We start from the raw sequence: 23434 nt of genomic DNA on the forward strand, positions 1-23434 counted from the left end.
TTAAATTCTGGAGTTTTGTGACTCTGTGCTTATTCAGTTACCGATTATCAACGCCCTGAAACAGCCTACTAGTTCTGCTTGGGTTGAACAAGCGATCGCTAATTTAGACATTATCTTACTCGACCACTCCCACTGTGAACGCAAAGCAGCAGGCGTGGCTTTGAATATGATGTTTCGCTACCCTTCCAATACTAAAATGGTTCGGGAGTTAACTGCGATCGCCCGTGAAGAATTAGAACACTTTGAGTTAGTTAACCAATGGTTAGAACGTCGGCATATTCCCCTAGCCCCCTTACCACCACCTCCTTACGGCGCTCTTTTAAAAGCTGCTGTCCGCCCCAAAGAACCTCAGCGATTTCTGGATTCTTTACTAGTTACTGGTTTAATTGAAGCTCGCTCTCACGAACGCTTAGGACTATTAGCTGCTCACTGTCCAGAGCCAGAGTTAGCAAAATTTTATCGTGGGCTAATGGCATCCGAAGCGCGTCACTACGGTATATATTGGGTTTTAGCTGCTACTTATTTCGACAAAGAAATTGTCATGCAACGGCTTGATGAATTAGCAATTGTCGAAAGCGAGTTGCTGGCAACTTTGCACCCAGAACCTAGAATTCACAGTTAGTAGACTAACGCAACAGATATGAAGCTTCAGCTAACACACCTGAGACTGCTTGTCTCCAACTACAAAGATTCTTTTCTGTTCTACCGGGATCTGCTGAAATTTGATGTTGATTGGGGCGATGAAGATAGCGGATATGCTGAATTTAATGCTGGATATCTCAAGCTGGGTTTGTTCAAAAAAGAATTAATGGCTGAAGTAGTCCCAAGAATTGAACAGCCTTCATACGTTGCCAATCGAGATAAAATTATGTTGATTTTCGCAGTCGATAATGTGGATGAAGTCTACGAGCAAGTAAAGGCTCAAAATGCAGTCGTTGTGACTCCACCACAAGATCGCCCAAGCTGGGGAATCCGCACAGCTCATTTGCGCGATCCTGATGGTAATCTCATCGAAATCTACAACAATCTCGGAATTGTCAGTTAAAAGTTTCTGCCAACAATTTTATGAAGTAAGTAGAAGGATGTGGAAAAACCAAACTATGTTAATAAAAATTAAATAGACTCAAACCCTCTTCCCTCCTGCCTCCTGCCTTCTGCCTCATCCCAACGATAAATATTCACACCAACCTACTTAATTAATCATGAAATGGCTTTCTATTGTTGGTATTGGGGAAGATGGATTACAGGGGTTAAGTGCGATCGCTCTTTCTTTACTCGATCAAGCCAAAGTAATTGTGGGAGGCGATCGCCATTTAGCAATGCTCCCTACAGACGATCGACGTGAAAAACTAGTCTGGACATCTCCCATTAGTGATTCAGTAGAAGAAATCATCCAACGTCGGGGTGAGTCAATCTGCGTACTCGCAAGCGGCGATCCGATGTGTTACGGCATTGGTGTCACCTTAATCCGGCGAATTCCCGTCTCTGAAATGACGATTATCCCCGCACCTTCAGCCTTCAGCCTCGCCTGTGCCAGGGTGGGATGGTCTTTAACTGAGGTAGAAACTTTGAGTTTGAATGGTCGTCCATCTTCCCTAATCCAGTCTTACATTTATCCGGGAGCGCGGCTGTTGATTTTGAGCCAGGGGAAAGACACACCAGCGCTCGTTGCTCAAATTTTGACAAATCGCGGCTATGGTGGCAGTAAAATTACCGTATTGGAGCGTATGGGCGGCGCTGATGAAAGAATTGTGGAAGGTATGGCTGCATCTTGGAGTGAAACTGAAGTTGCAGTGTTGAATGCGATCGCAGTGGATTGTATTGCTGATGCTGGGGTTATGCCATTACCAAGATTACCGGGATTACCAGATAAAGCCTACCACCACGATGGCCAATTAACGAAGCGTGAAGTTAGGGCAATCACGCTTGCAGCTTTAGCACCTACACCGGGAGAATTATTGTGGGATGTAGGTGCGGGTTGCGGCTCAATTTCAATTGAATGGATGCGGAGCGATCCTCGATGTCGGGCGATCGCGATCGAACAAAACTCTTCTAGACTGCTGTACATTGCCGATAATGCCACCACTCTCGGAACTCCAAATCTGCAAATCATTGCAGGTAAAGCGCCCCATGCCCTGAAAGATTTACCAACACCAAACGCCATTTTTATTGGTGGTGGGGTGACAGCAATGGGACTTTTTGATGTTTGTTGGCAAGCATTGCGGCCGGGTGGGCGTTTAGTAGCGAATGTTGTCACGGTAGAAGGTGAGCAGACTTTATTTCAATGGCATGAACGAGTCGGTGGCGACTTAACTCGTATTGCCATCCAACGGGCGGAACCTATTGGTAAATTTTTAGGTTGGCGAGCAATGGCGGCTGTAACACAATGGGTAGTAGCAAAGTCTGAAAAATTGCATGGTTAATGTATGGGTGCGTAGATGCTTCGTCTTGTCGCAGACATCGTTTTTGTAATTTGGTTATAACTTACGTAAATTCTTGCTTGTTATACATGATCTAGTTTGTAAAATAGACCTCTTGCAAAAATCCTTGAATCACCCTTCCCCAACCCTCACGCCACTTGCTTCAAGTCGGGAAACCGCAAGGGCGCACTGGCTCCCCGATGTGTTGGAGAGGGGGCAAGATTTTAAGTTTCCCCCCAATATATCGGGGAGCCACTGCGTTGCGGAGGTTCCCTCCGTTGTAGCAAGTGGCGTGGGATTAAGGGGGGTCTATTCGACTTATGCAAGAGGTCTAATGTATTTTGCCAAGACCAGAAAGCATTACAAGTATGTTCTCTACCTATACACACAGCAAAATGAATATAGGATTCCTATTTTATTTTTGAACAAGATTAAGTACGTATCTATCCCTTTTTTTCTGTACTCTGTACCCTGTTCTCTGTTCCTTCTCCACGCAAGTAAATTCAGGAATAAAACCAGATTCCTATATTTGCTATACCTATAATTTGCTATAAATTGGTGATTAATAAACTTAATCTTTAGTATATTATAAAATCGCCCTGTTCACTGATAGTAGTAACTATGTCTTGGGTATACTAAACAAGAGAAAGAACATTATCATAACTAGATGCAATGTCAATAGAATCAAACGAACTATTTCTAATACTTGGCTATCGCATTATTAAGCAATTGTATTCAGGTAAAAAAACTTTAGTTTATCAAGCTATAAGACAAAAAGACAGCCAATCAGTTATTTTAAAACTGATGCGGAATGAAAATCCTAATTTTGCTGAAATTAATCAGTTTCATAATCAATACACCATTACTAAAAATCTGGAAATTTCAGGCATAGTCAAACCAACAAGCTTAGAAAAATATGAGAACAGATATATTATAGTAATGGAAGATTTTGGAAGTATTGCCCTTAATATCTGGCAGCAAAAAGAGCAGAATCAAGGAAAAACTTCTGTTTCATTGAGTGAGTTTTTTGATATTGCCATTGAAATTAGTGCAACTTTAGAACAGCTACATCAGCATCGCATCATTCACAAAGATATTAAACCTGCTAATATTTTGATTCATCCGATAACAGGTAAAACCAAAATCATCGATTTTAGTATTGCTACTCTATTACCAAAAGAAATTCAATTTATCACAAATCCCAACGTCTTAGAAGGAACTCTAGCTTATATTTCCCCTGAACAAACAGGACGGATGAATCGAGGTATAGACTACCGTACTGACTTTTATTCCTTAGGTGTCACCTTCTTTCAACTCTTGACAGGGCAGTTACCCTTTAGTACCACTGAGCCAATGGAGTTAGTCTACTCTCACATTGCCAAAGAACCGCCAAAAGCCAGCTATATTAACTCTAATATTCCCACAATTTTATCTGATATAATCGGCAAGCTGATGGCAAAAAATGCCGAAGACCGATATCAGAGTGCTCATGGACTCAGGTATGATTTGGAGAAATGTCAAAACCAATGGCAAGAGAAAGGAAATATTACAGCCATTGAATTAGGAAGTCGAGATATCTCAAATCATTTTGCCATTCCTGAAAAACTTTATGGTCGTCAAAGAGAGATTGAAATTCTCCTCGCTACTTTTGACCGAGTGACAAAGGGAAGTACAGAAATGATTTTAGTCTCTGGTTACTCAGGGATTGGTAAAACTGCTGTGGTAAATGAAGTCCACAAACCCATTGCAAAACAGCGTAGTTACTTCATTAAAGGAAAATTTGACCAATTCCAACGTGATATCCCCTTGTCAGGATTGGTGCAAGCTTTGCGGGATTTAATTGAGCAAATACTCTCCGAAACAGATACCCAAATTCAACAGTGGAAAACTAAAATCTTATCGGCATTGAGTACCCAATCTCAGGTAATCATTAATGTAATCCCTGAACTTGAAATAATTATTGGCAAACAGCCTGCATCTGCTGAACTTACAGGTAGCGCTGCTCAAAATCGCTTCAATTTATTGTTCCAGAGATTTATCCAAGTATTCTCTACTAAAGGTCATCCTCTGGTCATCTTTCTAGATGATTTGCAATGGGCTGATACGGCTTCCTTGAAGTTTATTCAATTATTAATGGATGGAACTTCTTCTGGCTTTGCTAAAGATACAGAGAATCTATCTGAAAACAAAGGTAGTTTACTACTAATTGGTGCCTATAGGGATAATGAAGTTTCAAATCTACATCCGCTACATTTAACACTACAACAAATTATCACTACAGGAGGAGTAATTAATACAATTAAACTCTTGCCTTTAAATCAGATTGATTTAAATCATCTAATTGCTGATACGCTGCGTTGTCCAGAAGTCATTGCTGTACCTCTGACTCAAATGGTGTTTTTCAAAACAAAAGGGAACCCTTTCTTTACATCTCAATTTATCAAACTACTATATGATGACGGATTAATTGAATTAGATTTTGATGCTGGTTATTGGAAGTATGATATTACCAAAATTAAAACTTTATCTCTTACTGATGATGTTGTAAAGTTTATGGGCATACAAATAGAAAAGTTGCCCCAAAATGCCCAAAATGTATTAAAAATATCTGCTTGTATTGGTAACGAGTTTGACTTAAAAACATTGTCACTAATCAATGAAAAATCTGTAATAGATACTGCATTTGATTTATGGCAAGCATTACTTGAAGGATTAATTATTCCTCAAAAAGAGGGTTATAATTTTGCTCCAGAGAATAATAGACAACTATTAAGTTTTTCAACTAGAGAATCAGAAAATTTTTCAGCAAATAATTCCCAAATACCTAGATATAAATTCGTACATGATAGAGTTCAGCAAGCAGCTTATTCTCTAATTCCTAAAGACGAAATCAAGCAGATGCACTTAAAAATTGGGCTGCTTCTCTTGAAAAATACCCCAGTTATAGAACGGGAAGAAAATATTTTTGAGCTTGTCAATCATTTCAATATTGCAGCTGAATTTATCACCCATCAAGCTAAACGTAATGAGTTAGCTGAAATGAGTCTAATTGCTGGACGTAAAGCTTTAGTATCAACAGCTTACTCATCAGCACTTAAATATTTAACTACTGGAATTGAGCTACTAGCAGATGATAGTTGGGAGATAAAATATGAGCTAACTCTAGCTTTGTATGAAATAGCAACAGAAGCAGCATACTTGGCTGGCGACTTTGAGCAGATGGAGAAATTAGCAAAGGTGGTATTAGTAAAAGCTAAAACACTCTTAGAAAAAGTGAAAGTCTATGAAGTAAAAATTCAGGCTTATGGCGCACAGGGTCAAGCACTAGAAGCTGTTAATCTTGCACTAGCATTTTTAAAATTACTAGGAGTAGACTTTCCCTCTAATCCTCAACAGTCTGATGTTCAAATAGCATTAGCAAACACAGCATCGCATTTAAGCGGCAGGAGTATTGAAGACTTAATTAACTTACCCCAAATGACGGACTCTTGGTCATTAGTAGTGATACGTATATTATCTAATATAACTGCTTTTGCCTACACATCTGTTCCTAGATTGTTTCCATTAATAGTTCTGAATCAGATCAACTTATCGATTAAATATGGCAATGCATCTTTATCTGCATTCGTGTATGTTGCTTATGGGATTATATTGTGTAGTGTAGTGGGAGATATTGAGTCTGGCTATCGATTTGGCAAACTGGCTGAAAGTATGTTGCTCAAATTCCAAACTCAAGAAGTTATGCTGAAGGTAATTCAAACATTTAATCAACTCATAAAACCCTGGAAAGAACATGTTAGAAATACATTAAAACCTTTAATAGAAGTTTATTCTAATAATTTGGAAACAGGAGATTTAGAATTTGGGGCTTATTGTCTTTATACATACTCATATTATGCATATTTTATTGGTAAAGAGTTGATTTCTCTTGAGCAGGAAATGGCAACGCATAGCAATGCTATAAAAAAAATAAAGCAAGAGCGAGTTTTTCATTGGAATGAAATATATCGACAGATGGTATTGAACTTGTTAGGTTCTTCAGAAAAATCTTGCTGTTTAATTGGTGAGGCATATAATGAGAAAACAATGTTGCCGATTCATATAGCGGCTAATGATGGAGTTGCAATTATTTACTTATTTATTTGTAAGCTGCAATTATGTTATCTATTTAGAGATTATTCCCAAGCACTTGAAAATTCTCTGAAAGCAGAACAGTATTTATATGCTGGTCTAGGAATGATAATCAGTGCTCAATTCTATTTTTATGATTCATTAGTACAGCTTGCTTTGTACCCTGATGTTGATGAAGATAGACAACAAAGAACTATCCAAAAAGTTATAGTTAATCAGGAAAAAATAGCATATTGGGCACATCATGCTCCAATGAATTATTTACATAAATTTTATTTAGTTGAAGCAGAACGGCATCGAGTTCTTGGTGAATACCTTGAAGCGATAGATAATTATGAACGTGCTATTTCCCTTAGCAAAGAAAATGAGTACATTAACGAAGAAGCTCTTGCCTGTGAATTAGCTGCTAAATTTTATCTGGAATGGGGCAAACAAAGAATCGCCCAACTATACCTCACTGATGCCTACTATTGCTATGTTCGCTGGGGAGCATTAGCCAAAGTTTATGACTTGCAAAAACGCTATCCTCAATTACTTATTTCCATAACTCAGCAAGAAGAACTTAGCTATTCTTACAGTGAAAATAATTTACCCGAACTGAGCTTACACCTATCTACACTTAGCAATAAATCTACTCTGGTAACGAATGAAACTGTGATTGGTTCTCATACTAGTATTTCCGATATGCTAGATTTGCAAACTGTTATTAAAGCTTCTCAAGCAGTGTCTGGAGAGATTGAATTAGAGGCACTTCTTTCTACTTTAATGGAAGTTGTGATGGAGAATGCAGGAGCTTCCAAATGTGTGCTGATCTTGAGTGAAGCTAATAACTTAGACTTAACTATTGCTGCAATTAGTTCTGGTTCTACTTTTAGAGATACTCATACAGAGTTTTTATCTATTCCTTTCGAGTCCAGCGATCTTATTCCTATCTCTTTGATTAATTATGTTAAACGAACCCAAGAAATATTAGTAATTGATGACATTAAAGATAAAGCTTATTTTGCGGTAGATAATTATATTACCCGTGAGGAACCAAAAAGCGTATTATGTATTCCAATGCTTAATCAAGGTAAATTGCTGGGACTGATTTATCTAGAAAATAATTTAACTACAGGAGCATTTACACGCGATCGCTTAGAAGTTCTCAAACTCTTAACTATCCAAGCTGCAATCTCTTTAGAAAATGCCATTCTCTACAATAATTTGGCTGGAGCGAATGAGCAATTGGAGGAATACAGTCATATACTAGAGGAAAGGGTGGTAGTAAGAACAGCAGAACTTAACGAAAAAAATCAGCATCTGCAAGAAGCCCTAGATGAATTACAAAGTACCCAAAGTCAATTAATCCAAAGTGAGAAAATGTCTTCTTTAGGGCAAATGGTGGCGGGAATTGCGCATGAAATTAATAACCCGATCAATTTTATTCATGGTAATATTAATCATGCCAGTGATTATGTTCAAAAATTGCTAGATTTGATTAATATCTATCAGCAACAATATCCTCAGCCCTCAGCAATAGTGGAGCAAAAAATTGAGGAAATGGATATAGAATTCCTGACAGAAGACCTTCCAAAGGTGCTCGAATCCATGAAGGTGGGAAGTTCCCGTATCCGAAATATTATTCTGAGCTTACGTAATTTCTCTCGTCTAGATGAATCGGAAATGAAGCCTGTAAATATTCATGAAGGCATCGACAGTACCTTAATGATTTTGCAGCACCGCCTCAAAGAAAAAAGCGATCGCCCAGAAATCAAGGTCTTTAAAGAATACGCACAACTGCCGGATATTCTTTGCTATGCTGGTCAACTCAACCAAGTGTTTATGAATATTTTAAGTAATGCGATCGATGCTTTAGAGGACTACAACAATGGAGAAAATTCTCCCAGCAAAAATCCTCAGATTCGCATTCATACTGAACTAGGAGAAGTAAACACGTTGAAGATTCAGATTGCTGATAACGGTTATGGTATGACTGCACAGGTGCAGCAGAAAATATTCGATCCATTTTTTACCACAAAGGCAGTAGGAAGTGGTACGGGGTTGGGGTTGTCAATTAGCTATCAAGTGGTAATAGACAAGCACAAAGGTCAGTTAAGCTGCAAATCAACTCCGGGAGAAGGAACTGAGTTTGTGATTGAGATTCCAATGCAGCAGTGAGACAAGCTACCGTTACTGAAAAACTTCGCGTTGCATAATGACGGTATGAATCATTGCGGAACTAGAACATTCTACTAAATAGATGGCTTACAGCGATCGCTTCTCAATCATTCTCTAAAAGTAAAGATTATTTTGCGTTTTTGAGCCTTAATAAGCAGATAATGAAGGTTTAAGAGTTCTCGCAGTCGAGGAGGATTGAGAAACTTGTCAGGACATAAAGAAAAGATCCTGGTAGTAGACGATGAAGCTAGCATCTGCCAGATTTTGCAGACACGTCTTGAGATGCCACAGTTGATCGTCACAGCAAGAGGTAGTGGTTATTTTTTTCCACGAATTATTTCTAAGAAAGCAGGAATAGCAGAAAAATATGACTAAGCTCATCTTAATTACAGGTATCAGCAAAGGTCTAGGTTATGCGATGACCGAAGGTTTTATTAAAGAGGGACATACTGTTATTGGTTGCGCTCGTTCATCAGATGCTATCGATAAAATACGCCAGAAGTTTAGCGCACCTAACGATTTCACATCTGTAGATGTGGCAAGTGAACAGGTTGTAAAAAAATGGGCCCGAGACGTACTTCAAAAATACGAACCGCCAGATATAGTGATTAACAATGCAGCAATTACTAATTACCCAGCACCTTTGTGGGAAATACCATCTGAAGAATTTTCTAATTTAATAGATGTCAATATTAAAGGAGTAGTGAATATAATTCGCCATTTCGTACCAGCAATGGTAAAAAACAAACGGGGTATTATTGTTAACTTTAGTTCTGGCTGGGGACGTTCTACTTCAGCCCAAGTTGCACCATATTGTGCTTCCAAGTGGGCAATAGAAGGATTAACTCGTTCTTTGGCACAAGAATTGCCGAGTGGGATGGCAGCTATACCTCTCAATCCAGGGATTATTCATACAGATATGCTCTCTATTAGCTTTGGAGAAGAAGCTGCTAATTATACACCCGTGTCCGATTGGGTATTGAAAGCTGTGCCATTTATTCTCAAGTTAAAACCAAAAGATAACGGAATTCCTTTGACTATACATTAAAGAGTGAATCTCAATTGCGTAGGCGTAGCCCTTCGTATACATCGTTGCGATTAGGTGCTGACAGTTGAATCATTTCAGAAAAACGTGAATATTTAACCGCATCGTTAGGAGGATAATTCACCGACACTGCAAGTAAGCCAATTTTTATATCCTCAAAATAAATCACACCCCCAACGTCCTTCAACTTGGAAAGCTCCATGAAAGAAACGATACGGAGGTATGGATCGAGAAAAAGTTAGTGCTCGTAAATTTTGAGATTTAGAGGTAGATATTCTTTGTAATGACTCGTATTAGCGAGATATCAACGAACGCTTTCTGACTTCTACACTTGCTGCGATGGGCTACGCCCTACCGGAGGCGGCGATCGCAACATCATTGAGAGATGGATGTTGTTTTTGTTTTGCTTGTAATTCCTTGCCCAGATGCTTGTAAACAGATGGATTTATTGGCATCAGAAACTCTCCAACCAAGTTGTCTGGTTGACGGCGGCTACTCAAACCCATATCCTGAAGTAACTCATCAATGTAATGGAATGTAAAAGGAATTAAACATGCTCCACTGAGGAAAGCATAAGGTCTATCTTTCTTCCTCCATTCCAACTCTGCTGTGACATCATCTAGCATCTGTTGCGAAGATGGTAAAGATATATTTTCTTTGACATACTCTAATAACCATCTAGCACCAATTTCTGCTGATAACTGAGCACAAAAAGTATAGTTATAACCAACAAAACCCATCTGTGGAACATGAGGGTGAATGAGATGGCGGTAAAGATGGATAGTGCCTTCTTCATCAAATACATGTCTGCGGTATTTATCTTCTAAAAAGGGGATATCCTGAAGAAAACCTGTGCCAAAGACAACAACATCTGCCTGTATTTGTTCACCGTTATCCAACTCAACACCACTAGCAAAAAACTTGTTGATCTTTGTCTTCACAGCACGGATTTTACCTGCACGTACATGCTCAAAAAAGCCTTTAGGTGCCAAGCCGATACTACAGCCGATCAATTTGTTCATCGGTTGTTTAGGTACCATCCCACAAGCATCAAGGGGAAACTGTAAGCGCAGGATAATCTCATTTAATCGCCAGAATGCCCACACTAGTGGCTTGCCAAAACTATGCAGCCACTTTTCCCATCCTTGAAGTTTATGATAGGGTATCCAAGTTTCTGCAAACCGGGTCAGGAAAATATACTTGATGTTCAGCAGACCAAGAAAGAAGTTAGGAACTTTCCACAGCGCTTGACGGAACACAAGGGTACATTCCTTGGCCTTGCTAGCTGCAAAATTCGCTAAATCAGTGGCTGATTTGCCAAAACCGACAACAACCACTCGCTTGCTCTCAATTACAGAGCCGTCATTAAAGTTGTTAGTATGTATTACCTCACCTCCGGCGGCAATGAACTCTTCCATTCCCGGCAAGTTAGGAATGTAAGGAATATCACAAAGACCATTACACACAATTACAAAGTCGAACTCGTAATTTTGTTTTTTGATTTCCTTACCATCTTTTTGAAAGCTAACACTAACAATCCATCCAGGAGTATTTCTTGATTTGCGCTCTACTTCAGTTACTTTTGCACCGAACTGAATTTTTTCTGTGATACCAAAGTGTTGGGCATAGGATTCAAGGTAAGCGCATATTTGCTCTCCTGAAGGCCATTCTGGATAAGAAGCAGGCATAGGATAGTCTGAGAAAGCATAGGTGTCTCTGGGATTTTGGCTCGACAGTCCTGGGTAATTTCTCGACCTTTCCCACACACCACCAATTCCCTGCCGCTTCTCGAACAATGTAACTTCGTAACCTTCTTCAAGAAATGTCTTGGCTGAGACTAATCCGCTTACTCCTGTCCCAATCACGCATATTTGTTTTGCTGTCATCTTGGATGCTCCTAAATTATTACCAGAGTCACAGAAAAGTACACAGAGTAGGGGCAATTCATCAATTGCCTCTACCTGAAAATCAAAGCTTTGATTATTGTTTGCGTAAGTCCTATATTAAATTGGTACAGGAATTTGATATGTACTATCGCTAACTGATGAAGTCAGGAAATGATTGTCGCTGAGGTATTCTGAATGTTCTTGAGACTTGATTATATAAGTTAAGTATTCATATTGAGAGGGCAGATTTTTGCTTAGGTAATTAGCTTTTTCCTTAATTGCCTTAAATTTAGCTAGGGCCTTCTCGTCGTCAAGATGCTCTAACAGAGGTAAACTGCCTTCAGGCTTATGATTGAGTCCAAGTAACATTACCGAATAAGAGTATGTCTCGAAGCCATGAAAATATGGATTGATATTCTTTTTATTTGGTAATCTGCTTCTCCACAACTTTAACTTTTCTTGCAGTTGCGTAGGAACTTTAATTTCTTGCTTAGTTGCTTGCCAAAACTTTGTATCTGCTCGATCGCTAGCAAAGTAATGGAGTACCAAAAAGTCCCGAACACCATCTAGACAGTTAGCGATCGCTCTATTATAGTTGCGGATCAATTCTTCATTGAACGACTTCTTCGGAAAGTGATTGACTAATTCTTCTATTCCATGCTGAATAAAAAATATCCCAGTAGATTCTAATGGTTCAACAAATCCACTGGAAAGCCCTATTGCTACACAGTTTTTCACCCATGAGTTTCTGTTACGTCCAATCCTCATCTGGATATGAGAGGCTTTGCAATTATCAGCGATATTTCCTAGATGCTGACGAAATTCTTGTTCTGCTTCATCCGCAGAGATGAAGGCGCTGGAATAAACATACCCTGTACCATTTCTGCCATACAATGGTATATTCCAGACCCAACCTGATGAAAGAGCAGTTGCAGTTGTGTAAGGGTTGATGCCATTTTTCTGAATATCAGCTGGTATCTGCATAGCGATCGCGCGATCGCACAGTAACGACTCTGAATAAGAAATGAATGGCTCACCAAGAGCTTTGTTAATTAAAAGACCACGGAAACCAGTACAGTCAATGAAAAGGTCTCCACTAATAATACCATGCTCGTTAGTTTTGAGACTATCTATGCTTCCATCCTCAGTTAAATTTACATCTAACACATCATCAACAATTTGTTTCACGCCCCTTTTTTTTGAATAGTCTTTCAAAAACCTAGCAATTAGATTCGCATCAAAATGGTAAGCGTAAGGATACTGCCCTTCAGCATCAGCAAGTGTTATGAGATTTTTTTCAGAAAAATGTTTCTCTGAAAATAAATGTTCAACTCTTTGATCAAAGATTTTGCCGTTCAGATATCTAGGAGACCTTTGATGATCGCACAGCGTCGGTGCCATGAAGCAAGAGTAATCAAATGGCTCATTGGCACTCTTAAGTTTCAACCACCATTCAGAGATACTGAATCCATCAATAAAATCAAATCTTTCAAAAGGGTGGTAAAAGTGTCTTCTATCTGAATTCCAATCAACAAATTTAATCCCCATCTTATAAGTAGCATTGCATTTTGGCATCCATTCATACTCTTTTAATTCCAGAAAATCAAAAAATGACTTGATGCTACTAAAAGTTGCTTCACCAACTCCAATTTTTGTAATATTAGAAGACTCTACCAGAGTAATCTGAACATTTTTTTTCAAGGCTTTACTCAAATAAGCTGCTGTCATCCAACCTGCTGAACCACCACCAACAATTACAATATTTTGTACATACTGCTGTGACATAGTAAAATTCATCCTTATGGCTTTAAGTAGGTGTTAATTGTCAATTTTAAGAAGCTGGTTCCTTAACTTATACAGCTTTCAATGGTTGCTCAATTTGATGGGTTTTGGCATATACCAAAAGACTATTTGTAAATTGGGTAAAAACTGTAAATAAGTTCTCAATCAGTTCAAAAGCTTCTTGTCGGGTTGCTTCTGATAGTTGAATATCTTGTAGCAATTGATCTATTCCAGATGAACCTGTCGTGTGACCAGTTTCAACATCCAAATGGAAATCTGCAAAATATCGGCATGGTTTTTGGGTAATTGCTTTAATTTCTTTGCCAATCTCTGCTGCTATGGAAAACATTATGTTACCCGTTGCTTCAGTAACTTCAATGACTATTATTTTTTGAATAGGAGTAGCTTGTGAAGTATATCGATAGAGTTGATAGTTCAACCAGCGAGCATTCTTAGTTTCTTCACTCCAAAGAAATTTTAATGCATCACTAAATTGCAAAGATTTGTCAAGTTCTAGATTTTTCAAATCTTCCAAAAACCATAGCCAGTGATGGTCATCTTCATAAGTATGATTGTTAATTAATCTCTGAATTGGATCTGTTGTTGGTTCTACTCGCAAAAAATACTTATTCAGTTCTCCAAAATTCATAATAAAATGAGCAGCACATGGTGCCCAAGCTAACCTTTGTCTGGGATGTATACTTTGATTTTGCATATAATTAAACAAGGGCAATTGAGCAAAATCTTGTTTTCTTTGTTCAATCAATGCTAGTATTTGTTGCATTTTTAATTGTGCCGATTTTCAATGTTTAATATTGAAGCATAAGTAACTTTCCGACTTTGTTACTGCCCAAACTTTAGTTGTTCAATTCCCAGAGTTTTTTTGATAGTCATTAGCTCAAAACCCACTATTTTAATAGCAAATAATGTCTAGTTTGTTATATTTAAATAGGGTTTGGTTAAGAGTATGTAGATAATTAGTCTTTGGAGACACGAGAAATCTCGCATCTACATCGGGATTTTAGATGTGTTGTGTTATATCGTATTGAGGCTAATGCTAAATTGTAACCAGCTAATTTACTGTTATTGATTTTGATTTGAACTTCAACATCTCTGTGTAATCTCTATGTAATATACGCAGCTTTTACGTAAGTACGCTTGTTAATAAATAGTTTTATATAAGCGTTTCCTTTGCCCAGAAAAACCAAATTGGCCAGTTAAGCGTTCTACCCTAGCTAAGATTTGAAAGCAGGCTCGTATATACTTGGAAAGATTTTTATATTTGTTATAGCTAGATACAGTATCAATAATGACTTTCCATACTCCAGTGCCACTGTGGACTCAGCAGTACACCCAAATTCTTCTGGTGCATATTGCAAATGTACTTGGGAATCAGATCACGAAAATGTACTAGGACTAACACAGTGGACTAAGTAATGGAGGTTATAAACTTCTGGTTCTAGGTGGTCGGCATAGGCGATAATGCGATCGCTTTCTCTTATCTCAGATGACATAAATAATTACTTCCCATCCTCCACTATTAATGTAGACTCAGCAGTACGCCCAAATTCTTCTGGCGCATATTGCAAGTGAACTTGGGCACCAGGCCAAGAAAATGTACCAGGAGTAACAGAACGGACTAAATAATGGAGGCTATAAACTCCTGGTTCTAAGTGGTCGGCATAGGCGATAATGCGATCGCGGTACACATTCTTAAAACCAAGTTCCCAGCTATCGGCTTTTGCTTGTAATGCAGCTGTAGCAGTTTGAAAACTCGCATCCACCGCTTCAAAACCTGATGGTAACGGATCTTTTATCACCAGATGATCTACAGAATGATCGGCGATGATTTCTAAACCAATATCAAACACCTGTCCAGAGGCTAAAGTCAAGGGTTTATCAAAAGCGTAAAGACCTGTTTTTTGCAAAACTTTCTCTTCATTTACTTGACTAATATCTCGTGTTATGCGTAGTCCGTTAAACCTGCCTGCTTGATTACCTTGCAAGCGATAATTATAAGCAACCAGATAGTGCAAAGTGCCATTACCTGATTTTTGCAACGTTAAATCATTACGCCCACGAGGTAATTTATTCATCGGCACATTTAGCTGTAAGCTAGGATTTTGGTAGCCATTAAACCGATTTTCTCCTAACTTATTACTAGCTAATTCCACTGTGGCAACAAAATTAGGTGGTGTGGGTTGCAGTTGACTATAATCTACCAAAGCTGTTAAAGCTTGGGCATTATTATAGTTAGTTTGCCATGTACCATCGCGTCGTAATGCCAGAAGACTTTGGAATAACTTATCTATAACTTCGGGTTTGCTTTGTTTGGCAATAAATAAACGTAAAGCTTGCGCTTGCGTCGTGGTAGATGAACTCATCCATCCCCAACTAGTTGGTAAACTTACAACTGCTGTGCGGCCAGTTTCATAAATATTCTGTTGCAGCTTGTTCACTAATTGTTGAGATTCATCTTGCCATTCTGGGAATTGAGATAAGTATCGTGTTAGTTTAATTTGAGTTGCTACATCAAAGTTATTGCGCTGTTCATAAATATCTGTAAGGAAAGTATTGCGTTTATCTCCCAATTCTGCTAAAGCGATTAAAGCATTAAGTTGCAGTTGCCTTTTACAGAGTAGTTGTTTGCAAAACTCATATTCTCCAGGATTAGCCAGAACTTTTTGCAGATAAGCTTTCAGGCGAGACAGCATTCCAGAATCGACTAAACTAGGGAATACCTGACTGGCTTTAGCTAAAGATTCTCCCGTATATGAAGAAACCCAAGGGTCGGATTTTTCTTGTCCGGGGAAAGCAGCAAAACCACCATCGGCTATTTGGAGTTTTTGTAATTTTTCAATTGCTTGATTAGCTTGTTGGCTAGGATTAAATTCTGCAAATGTCTGACCATATTTTTGGGCAATAGTTTGCAGATTTGCCGCGATTATTAACTGACTCGCCGCCGGTTCTGTAAATGGTAAATCATCATCTTCTAAAACTTGTTTTGCTGGTGCTTTAATTTCTGGAATCAAAGTACTCGCCAACTGAATATCTAAACCTCCCGCATCAGGGAAGGTATTTTTATCAACATTCAGGGGAATCTTCACCTGTTTTTCAGTGACACCAGATTCAACGACTTGTTCTGTAATTTCAATTGGCTTAATTTCCAAAGGTACTTCAAAAGCATCTGCGGCTGTACCATTTAGCTGAGTGGTAAAGCGAACTTTACCAACTCCCACACTATCTGCCAGCATGGGAAAGCGATAAGCATGAGTTGCAGATTCAGCTTTAGTTTGCAAAGAATTTGCTGTGGGGTTTTTATCAGCAAACTTCACCGTACCGCTAAGTTCGCCATTAATTGAGAGATTTCCTGTATTCCCAGTGTTGTTAGTTACAGATAAACCGGCGAGGATGCGATCGCCTGGACGGGCAAATTGTGGCAAGATGGCATTAGTTAGCAGTGGCTTGGTGCTGATAAACGTCGCGTCCCCATTCCCAAAACGCAGATTTCCATCGGTGGCGACAGCCATCACCCGCCATGTAGTTAAGTCATCCGGGAGTTTAAAGGTTATCTGTGCATTACCATTTGCATCGGTAAGGACAGAACCGTTGTAGTAAGCTAAGGCTTGAAAATCGGTGCGAGTGCGAGTATTGGCTGCACCAGTTGAGAAACCACCGCCATAACCCCAACCTTTCGGTTTAGCTACATCTTGTGCTTGTAATATGACATCTGGGCGATTATCGCTAAAGCGGGTAGATATTGGCTGTTCTGCATAAACTGTATCTACCAAATCTGGCGGACGATAACCAGAAAGTTGTAACACCGCTTCGTTTACCACCATGACTGTAAACTGTCCTTTGGTGGGGTTTCCTTGATTGTCTTTCAGTTCTAGTTGTACTGTTTCCTCTACACCCGGTTCTAATGATGCTTGCGCTGGTTTAACTTGCAGTTTTAAATACTTATCTTCTAAATTAACTTTAAAAGGTGTAAAACCAATCTTCACCAAGTTTTCTAAACTTCCCGCTTCCACTTGATTTATAGGTTTACCTTGTCTTACTAAGACAGCTTCAATGGCTGCATTTGGCAGCATTTCTGGCGTAACTTGAAACTGAATTTGTGGTGCACCTCCCTGAACTTTAATAATCTGCTGATAAAGGGGTTTATCTTTAATCACTGCAAAGTACAATTCTGCATCTGCATAAGGAGATTGAATTAGGGCAGTAGCAGTTTCACCAGGTTTGAATTCTTTTTTATCTAATTTAACTTCTAAAATATCTTCTTCTCTAGAACCCCAAAATACTGGATTTTCTCCAGTTGCCCAAATTTGTAAATCTGTAGCACTTAATTCACCTTTAGCATCGCTAAAATTAACTCTAATCCGATATGAAGCAGATTCCGGCGCTGTTAAATTTACCGATTGCGGATTACTCGCAGATGTAATTTCTGCTTGTCCTACTGTTTTATATTCAACTTGATTTTTTGGTGTTCGGCTACCTTCCACCAACTGCGTGACGCTGCTGTATTTAATCTGTTGTAATTCCAGACGCACCCGTTGACCTGTAATTGGTTTTCCTGTAGGATCAGTAACAATCACTTCAATGGGAAAAGGTTTACCAGCATCAGCGATAAAATTACTTTTTAACCCAATGAGGCGATTACTCGGTAAAGCTGTAAAAGTTTTGGAATTCGCTACAGACAGATTAGAAACATCTGCAACTTGCACATCCACTTGGTAAGTCATCGGATATGGTAAATCATTAGCCACATTCACAGTTTGACTACTTTTACCATTAGCATCTAGTTGGGCATTAGTTTGCAATACATCACTAGATATAGTAGGCGTTTCCTCTGGCCATAACCATTGCCTACCAAAAGTAAATCCTTCCCAACCTTTAGGAACAAAATCAGCCTGCTGACGAGTGATAAAATATTTTGCTTCTCCACCTTCCACAGGCGCACCAAACAAATAATTGCTTGTAGCATTAATATTCACTTTCTCATCAATGTATGCAAATTCTTTATCTAAGTTGAGTTCGACTTTAAAATTGGGTGGCTTAAACTCAGCTACTCGAAATTCTCCAGAAATTTCTTGCCCGTTTTTACCTTTCGCCTGGATTGTATAGTAGCCCAAGCGCTGAGTAGTTTTGATTGGCAGTTCCAGAGAAAAACTGCCAAATTCATTTGTGGTTTGCGTACCTAAGCTGGTTTTTTGTCCATCGGGGTTTACCAAAGTTAATTGGTAAGCAGCATTTTTATCTTGCTGAATTACACCATTTTGCAAAAAGTCTGCAAAACCAGTTAACCAAGCCTTTTCACCTGGTTGATATAACTGTCTATCTGAGAAAATTACCCCGCGTGATTCTGGCTTACTATCTTGCCAACCCGCATCAATGCCATAGCCATAAACACCGCTATATTCTTCAGTTCTAGCGAATGCCCAATCTTGAGTTTCACGGGCAATTACTAATAGTTGTGGTGATTTGCTAGAACTTTCATTCCCAGAATAACATTGCTGTAATCCTTCACGAACAATTCTAAAAATTCCATTTTCATCAGTTTTACCTGTTGTACAAGGTAAAGGTTCGGGGCGAGATTTTGCTTGTAATTTTGATTGATAAATTTCGATAGCGCTATTTTTAACTGGCGAACCATCTGTAAGATGATTGACACGAATTAACCCTGACTCAGGAAACCACTGAGTAAATACGCCCAAATTTGTCAATTCAACTAAGCCATAAGTCGTAGGTTCGCGCCACAGTTCCTTTCCATTCTCCTGATATTTATTAGTGCGGGCTTGGACTCCATAAGCTAACATTCCCGTAGCAACACTTATTTTTTCTCGGAGAGGAACAGCAATATCAACTGATTTATTTTTCTTACCTGATACCTTAAAGCTTTGCCATTCAGTAGGTTGTGGTAATAAATCACTACTATTATTAAAATAAACTAAATCTGTCGGTTGAACTACTCGATAAGCGGCTTTATATTTAGATTCTGGCAGATTTCCCGTACTAATATTTAGCTGTAAATCTTTACTTGTAGGAAAAATATTCAAATCTGATGGTACCCAGATATCTCCAGCTAAATCTCCAGTATCATATTTAAGTGTGACGGGTTTACCCAAAGTCTGCTCAAATTTATCTTTGAGATTTCCGCCGATAGTAATTGTATAAGTCTTGTCAGGTTCTAACGCATAAGGATTGATGCCGACAATTTTATCTTCATCATTAACTTGCAAAATTCTCGAAATTTCTTTTGGTGCTGGATTAATGGTAATATTTTCTTTAGCTGAATCTGACAATAAAACGTTATTAAATTCTAGCTGTGGACTACCTTTAATAAATCTTCCAAAAGTTCCCCCTGCATCTGGCTGTCCGTAAAAGTTAATTTTCTGAAATGCCAAAGGCGAATAAGTTGCTAACTTCGTTGCAAACTCTTTCTCTGTAAGAAGATTGCCATAAGCAGGACGTATTCCTGGAGAAAATACCAGGCGATAACTGGTTGCTTTTTCGAGATTTTGCTGTGGGATGAGATTATAAATCCAATTGCGGGCTGAAGGATCAAATTTTTCTAAAGGGTCTTCTTCATTCTTTGATGGTTTTTCTTCTTTGTTTAACTCAACTTTAAAACCCGTACCCTTTTTTTTACCTGCGGGAATTAACTGTAAATGTTCTTGTACAGAAGCCAAATCCAATTCGACATTAGAAGTAAACTGTAATTTTTGTTGTAAATCAATTGGTTCAATATCAGCTTTTTCAATGGGATTAACACCAGGTAGATTAGTTAATTTAATAGATTCGGTGTTGAAAGTCCAAGGTAAATCTTTGTCTAGGCGATGATTTTTTAAATCGGCTAAACCTGCTTTGAGAGTGACTTGAAATCGTGTTGCTATTGGTAATGCTTTCTCAGCTTGAAATCCCACCATACGCGGTGTTAAAAAGCGAAATTCACCGGGTAAAGGCGGCCAAAGAGCAAATTTTTGTAATATTTTTTGCTGTTCTGGACTATCAAGATTTTCAACTGGAATTAAAGCTTCTTTAAAACGGATGCGGATTTGGTTGAGGGGTTTTGCATCTCCAATGGGACTAATTTGTTCAATCCAGTCTGGTAATTTTGGTGGTGTGAGTGGGGATACTGTTGGAAGTTGTTCTTTACTTGAATTGATACCAAAGAAATTACACCCTGCCATTCCTAATAGAAATGTAAATATAAGAAGAAACTGTATTGTTCTCCTTCGGCTTGAAGAACGCCTAATTTTTTTTAAGTAACTACTAATAACCATAAGAACGCGATAGATTATTTTCTGCTGGAAGCGCAGTAAAACTCTGATAATCATCTTTCTAGTAATTAAAAATAAAAAGTTTATGAACTATAGCGAATAAAAATTTGCATTCTCTCATAGAATGGGCAATGCCAAGACTAATAAAGGACGCAATATGACTAGTTATTTATACTTAAAGTTAAACATAACGTATGTTTATTTACATAGATAACTAATCTAGTGTTATTGTTCCAAAAATGACTACAATTTTTAACTATAAACAAGTATTTAAATTTTGCAAACACTAATTTACATCTGCTGAGTTAGTAAAAATTAATTATTAAGGATTTGAAATATTTACTGATGTATATGTAATCGCTGCGTCAAGATTAAGGTAGGTTTTCTTGGACAGGGGATTCCCTGATGAAACTAATTTTACGATCGCTAACTCAAGTTAAGCACACTAGTAAAGTTATCCTGGCTGTGCTGCTAATCTGTCTGGTGGTACGCTTACTCCCTTATTTTGCGCCCATTCGTGCCGCAGATATTGCCCAAAATCACTTGGCAATGCAATTTAGCGATCGCAATGGTTTACCATTAGGAACATTGCTCACCCGTGACCAAGAGCATACATCAGTAGTACCACTCAATCAGGTTTCGCCTCATTTTACTCATGCTATTTTAGCCGCTGAAGATGGCAGCTTTTACCATCATGGGGCGTTGGATGTGAAAGCTGTTATCCGCGCTAGCAAAGAAGCCATCCACGCCAAAAGAATTGTTTCCGGTGCTTCCACAATTACTATGCAGTTGGCGCGGATGTTAGATCCTGTGCCCCGCAGCTTCTCTGGTAAACTGAGTGAGATTTGGCTATCTTGGCGGTTAGCAGCAGGGATGAACAAAGATGAAATTCTCTCTGCATATATCAATCGCCTACCAATGGGAGGCAATATATATGGTGTGGAAGCCGCCGCGCGGACTTATTTTTCCATCCCAGCTAGTGAATTGAATCTTGCCCAAGCTAGTTTATTAGCTGCTATTCCCAATAATCCCACATATTTTAATCCTTATGAGCATTGGGAACGGCTGAAGCAGCGACAAAAATACGTCCTTAATCGGATGGTACAGGAAAAGTATATTAGTGGAGCGATCGCAGCCCGAACACACACCGAAAAGGTTGTGCTTCAGTCTCGCCAAGGGGGAATTATCGCTGCACCACACTTTTTATTTTGGTTAGCCAATCAGTTTGATAAGACGCAAGTAGAACAAAATTCCCCTATTCTCACGACTATAAATCGCCCTTTGCAGCAGTTTGTCGAAGCACAGGTACAGCAGGTAATTTCTTCCTTAGCCGCTAATAATGTCCATGATGCAGCTGCGTTGGTGATTGATAACCACACTGGTGAAGTTTTAGCTTATGTCGGTTCACCTGATTACTTTAATCAAGCCAAACTGGGACGCAATGATGGAGTGCAAGCACTACGTCAACCAGGTTCTACCCTTAAGCCTTTCGTTTATGAACTAGCTTTAGAAAAAAGTGTCATTCGTCCAAATACCATTTTGGCAGATGTACCCGCTCATTATGCAATTCCCGGCGCAAAACTTTACAGCCCTATAGATTACACCGAAAGGTTTCTTGGCCCTGTACGGGTGCGAATCGCTTTAGCAAATTCTTTAAATGTACCCGCAGTGCGCGTGTTAGAAAAAGTAGGTGTAGAAACTTTTTTAGAACGACTGCATCAACTGGGATTTGAACACCTCAATCAAACTCCAGAATATTATGGTTTGGGTTTGACTCTAGGTAGTGGCGAAGTCAGCCTCTGGGAATTAGCCCGTGCATACTTAACCATAGCACGACAAGGAAATGCTACCCCTTTAGTAAGCACATTTTCCGATTCCCCAATCCCAAATCCCAAACCTCAAATTCAAAATCTGACAATATGGCAATTAATCACCAATATACTCAGTGACAGTTATGCTCGTGCAACAGCATTTGGTGTAAACTCGGTGTTAAATTTACCCTTTCCTGTTGCTGTTAAAACTGGCACTTCTTCCAATTTTCGGGATACTTGGACAGTTGGCTTCACTACAGATTACACCGTCGCTACTTGGGTAGGCAATTTCACTGGCGAACCGATGCGACAGGTTTCAGGTGTGACAGGCGCAGCACCCTTATGGAATCGAATTATGTTACATCTGCACGAACATCAAGAACCAGCAGGTTTTCCATCTCCAGAAGGTTTAGTGCAATTACCTGTCTGTGCAATTTCTGGATTACGACCCACACCAGATTGTACCTCAGTGGTGCAGGAATATTTCTATCCTGAAGATAAAAGTAATTACGAACGTGAGAATCAATTCAATTTGCCACCAGAGTATGATGAATGGTTGGCAAAACAACAGCAGTCAAATTTTACTTCTACCAATTTGAGAATTTTATCTCCGCATCATGGCGATTTATTTTTACTTTATCCTGGTGAAGAAGCAAAGCAAAAACTCGAATTTAAGCTAGCGGGAAATAAATCTGCACCAGTGGAGTGGTGGTTAAATGGCGAGAAGTTAGATACAAACTCAGCTAATTCTTTATTTTGGAATTTACGTCCTGGTAAGTGGACTTTGGAAGCGAGAAGCGGGGAAATGAGCGACAAAGTAAGTTTTCAGGTGGAGTTAGCTAATATTAAACCTACGCGTCGAGGATTTTCTATTAATACTAAGTAGAACCGTGTAAATATTTGTAGTTGGGATGAGGCA

Annotated in this window: 11 protein-coding genes and 1 pseudogene; 7 read left to right on the forward strand and 5 right to left on the reverse strand. The window is 38.9% G+C overall.

Translation table 11 applies throughout. The features are described 5' to 3' along the window. Positions 1-25 precede the first annotated feature (25 nt). The 6 genes and pseudogenes from V7K79_RS15080 to V7K79_RS15105 all read left to right on the forward strand — a co-directional run bounded on the left by V7K79_RS15080 (position 26) and on the right by V7K79_RS15105 (position 9759). Positions 26-622 (forward strand): tRNA-(ms[2]io[6]A)-hydroxylase, encoded by a 597-nt coding sequence (locus tag V7K79_RS15080; RefSeq protein WP_335048805.1) that lies wholly within the window; start codon positions 26-28, stop codon positions 620-622. 18 nt (positions 623-640) lie between these two features. After that, positions 641-1045: a VOC family protein gene (locus tag V7K79_RS15085; RefSeq protein WP_335048806.1), complete on the forward strand. Its 405-nt coding sequence runs from the start codon at positions 641-643 to the stop codon at positions 1043-1045. A gap of 157 nt (positions 1046-1202) precedes the next feature. Beyond that, the gene (gene cbiE / locus V7K79_RS15090; protein WP_335048807.1) at positions 1203-2423 is read left to right on the forward strand and encodes a precorrin-6y C5,15-methyltransferase (decarboxylating) subunit CbiE; all 1221 of its coding nucleotides are present in this window, start codon (positions 1203-1205) and stop codon (positions 2421-2423) included. A gap of 669 nt (positions 2424-3092) precedes the next feature. Beyond that, on the forward strand, positions 3093-8711 hold the full coding sequence (locus V7K79_RS15095) for an ATP-binding sensor histidine kinase (protein ID WP_335048808.1): 5619 nt from the start codon (positions 3093-3095) through the stop codon (positions 8709-8711). A 204-nt stretch (positions 8712-8915) separates the two neighbouring features. Then, a pseudogene (locus tag V7K79_RS15100) lies at positions 8916-9029 on the forward strand (DNA-binding response regulator); the annotation flags it as partial. 49 nt (positions 9030-9078) lie between these two features. Further along, positions 9079-9759: an SDR family oxidoreductase gene (locus V7K79_RS15105; protein ID WP_335048809.1), complete on the forward strand. Its 681-nt coding sequence runs from the start codon at positions 9079-9081 to the stop codon at positions 9757-9759. A 10-nt stretch (positions 9760-9769) separates the two neighbouring features. On the opposite strand, the gene V7K79_RS15110 is transcribed toward V7K79_RS15105, so the two are convergent. The 5 genes from V7K79_RS15110 to V7K79_RS15130 all read right to left on the reverse strand — a co-directional run bounded on the left by V7K79_RS15110 (position 9770) and on the right by V7K79_RS15130 (position 20614). After that, positions 9770-9943 (reverse strand): hypothetical protein, encoded by a 174-nt coding sequence (locus V7K79_RS15110; protein WP_335048810.1) that lies wholly within the window; start codon positions 9941-9943, stop codon positions 9770-9772. Between the two features lie 157 nt (positions 9944-10100). Next, positions 10101-11642, reverse strand: coding sequence for a flavin-containing monooxygenase (locus V7K79_RS15115; protein ID WP_335048811.1), 1542 nt, complete (start codon positions 11640-11642; stop codon positions 10101-10103). A gap of 117 nt (positions 11643-11759) precedes the next feature. Further along, positions 11760-13427 carry a tryptophan halogenase family protein gene (locus V7K79_RS15120; protein ID WP_335048812.1) on the reverse strand — a complete coding sequence of 556 codons (1668 nt, stop codon included), beginning with the start codon at positions 13425-13427 and terminating at the stop codon, positions 11760-11762. Between the two features lie 67 nt (positions 13428-13494). Then, positions 13495-14208, reverse strand: coding sequence for a hypothetical protein (locus V7K79_RS15125; protein ID WP_335048813.1), 714 nt, complete (start codon positions 14206-14208; stop codon positions 13495-13497). A gap of 736 nt (positions 14209-14944) precedes the next feature. After that, on the reverse strand, positions 14945-20614 hold the full coding sequence (locus tag V7K79_RS15130) for an alpha-2-macroglobulin family protein (RefSeq protein ID WP_335048814.1): 5670 nt from the start codon (positions 20612-20614) through the stop codon (positions 14945-14947). Between the two features lie 495 nt (positions 20615-21109). Here V7K79_RS15130 and pbpC point away from each other — a divergent pair, with 495 nt between their 5' ends. Continuing rightward, positions 21110-23401, forward strand: coding sequence for a penicillin-binding protein 1C (pbpC, locus tag V7K79_RS15135; protein WP_335048815.1), 2292 nt, complete (start codon positions 21110-21112; stop codon positions 23399-23401). The last annotated feature ends 33 nt before the right edge of the window (positions 23402-23434 follow it).

Origin of the sequence: Nostoc sp., assembly GCF_036917575.1 — a bacterium.
Classification (GTDB): domain Bacteria; phylum Cyanobacteriota; class Cyanobacteriia; order Cyanobacteriales; family Nostocaceae; genus Nostoc.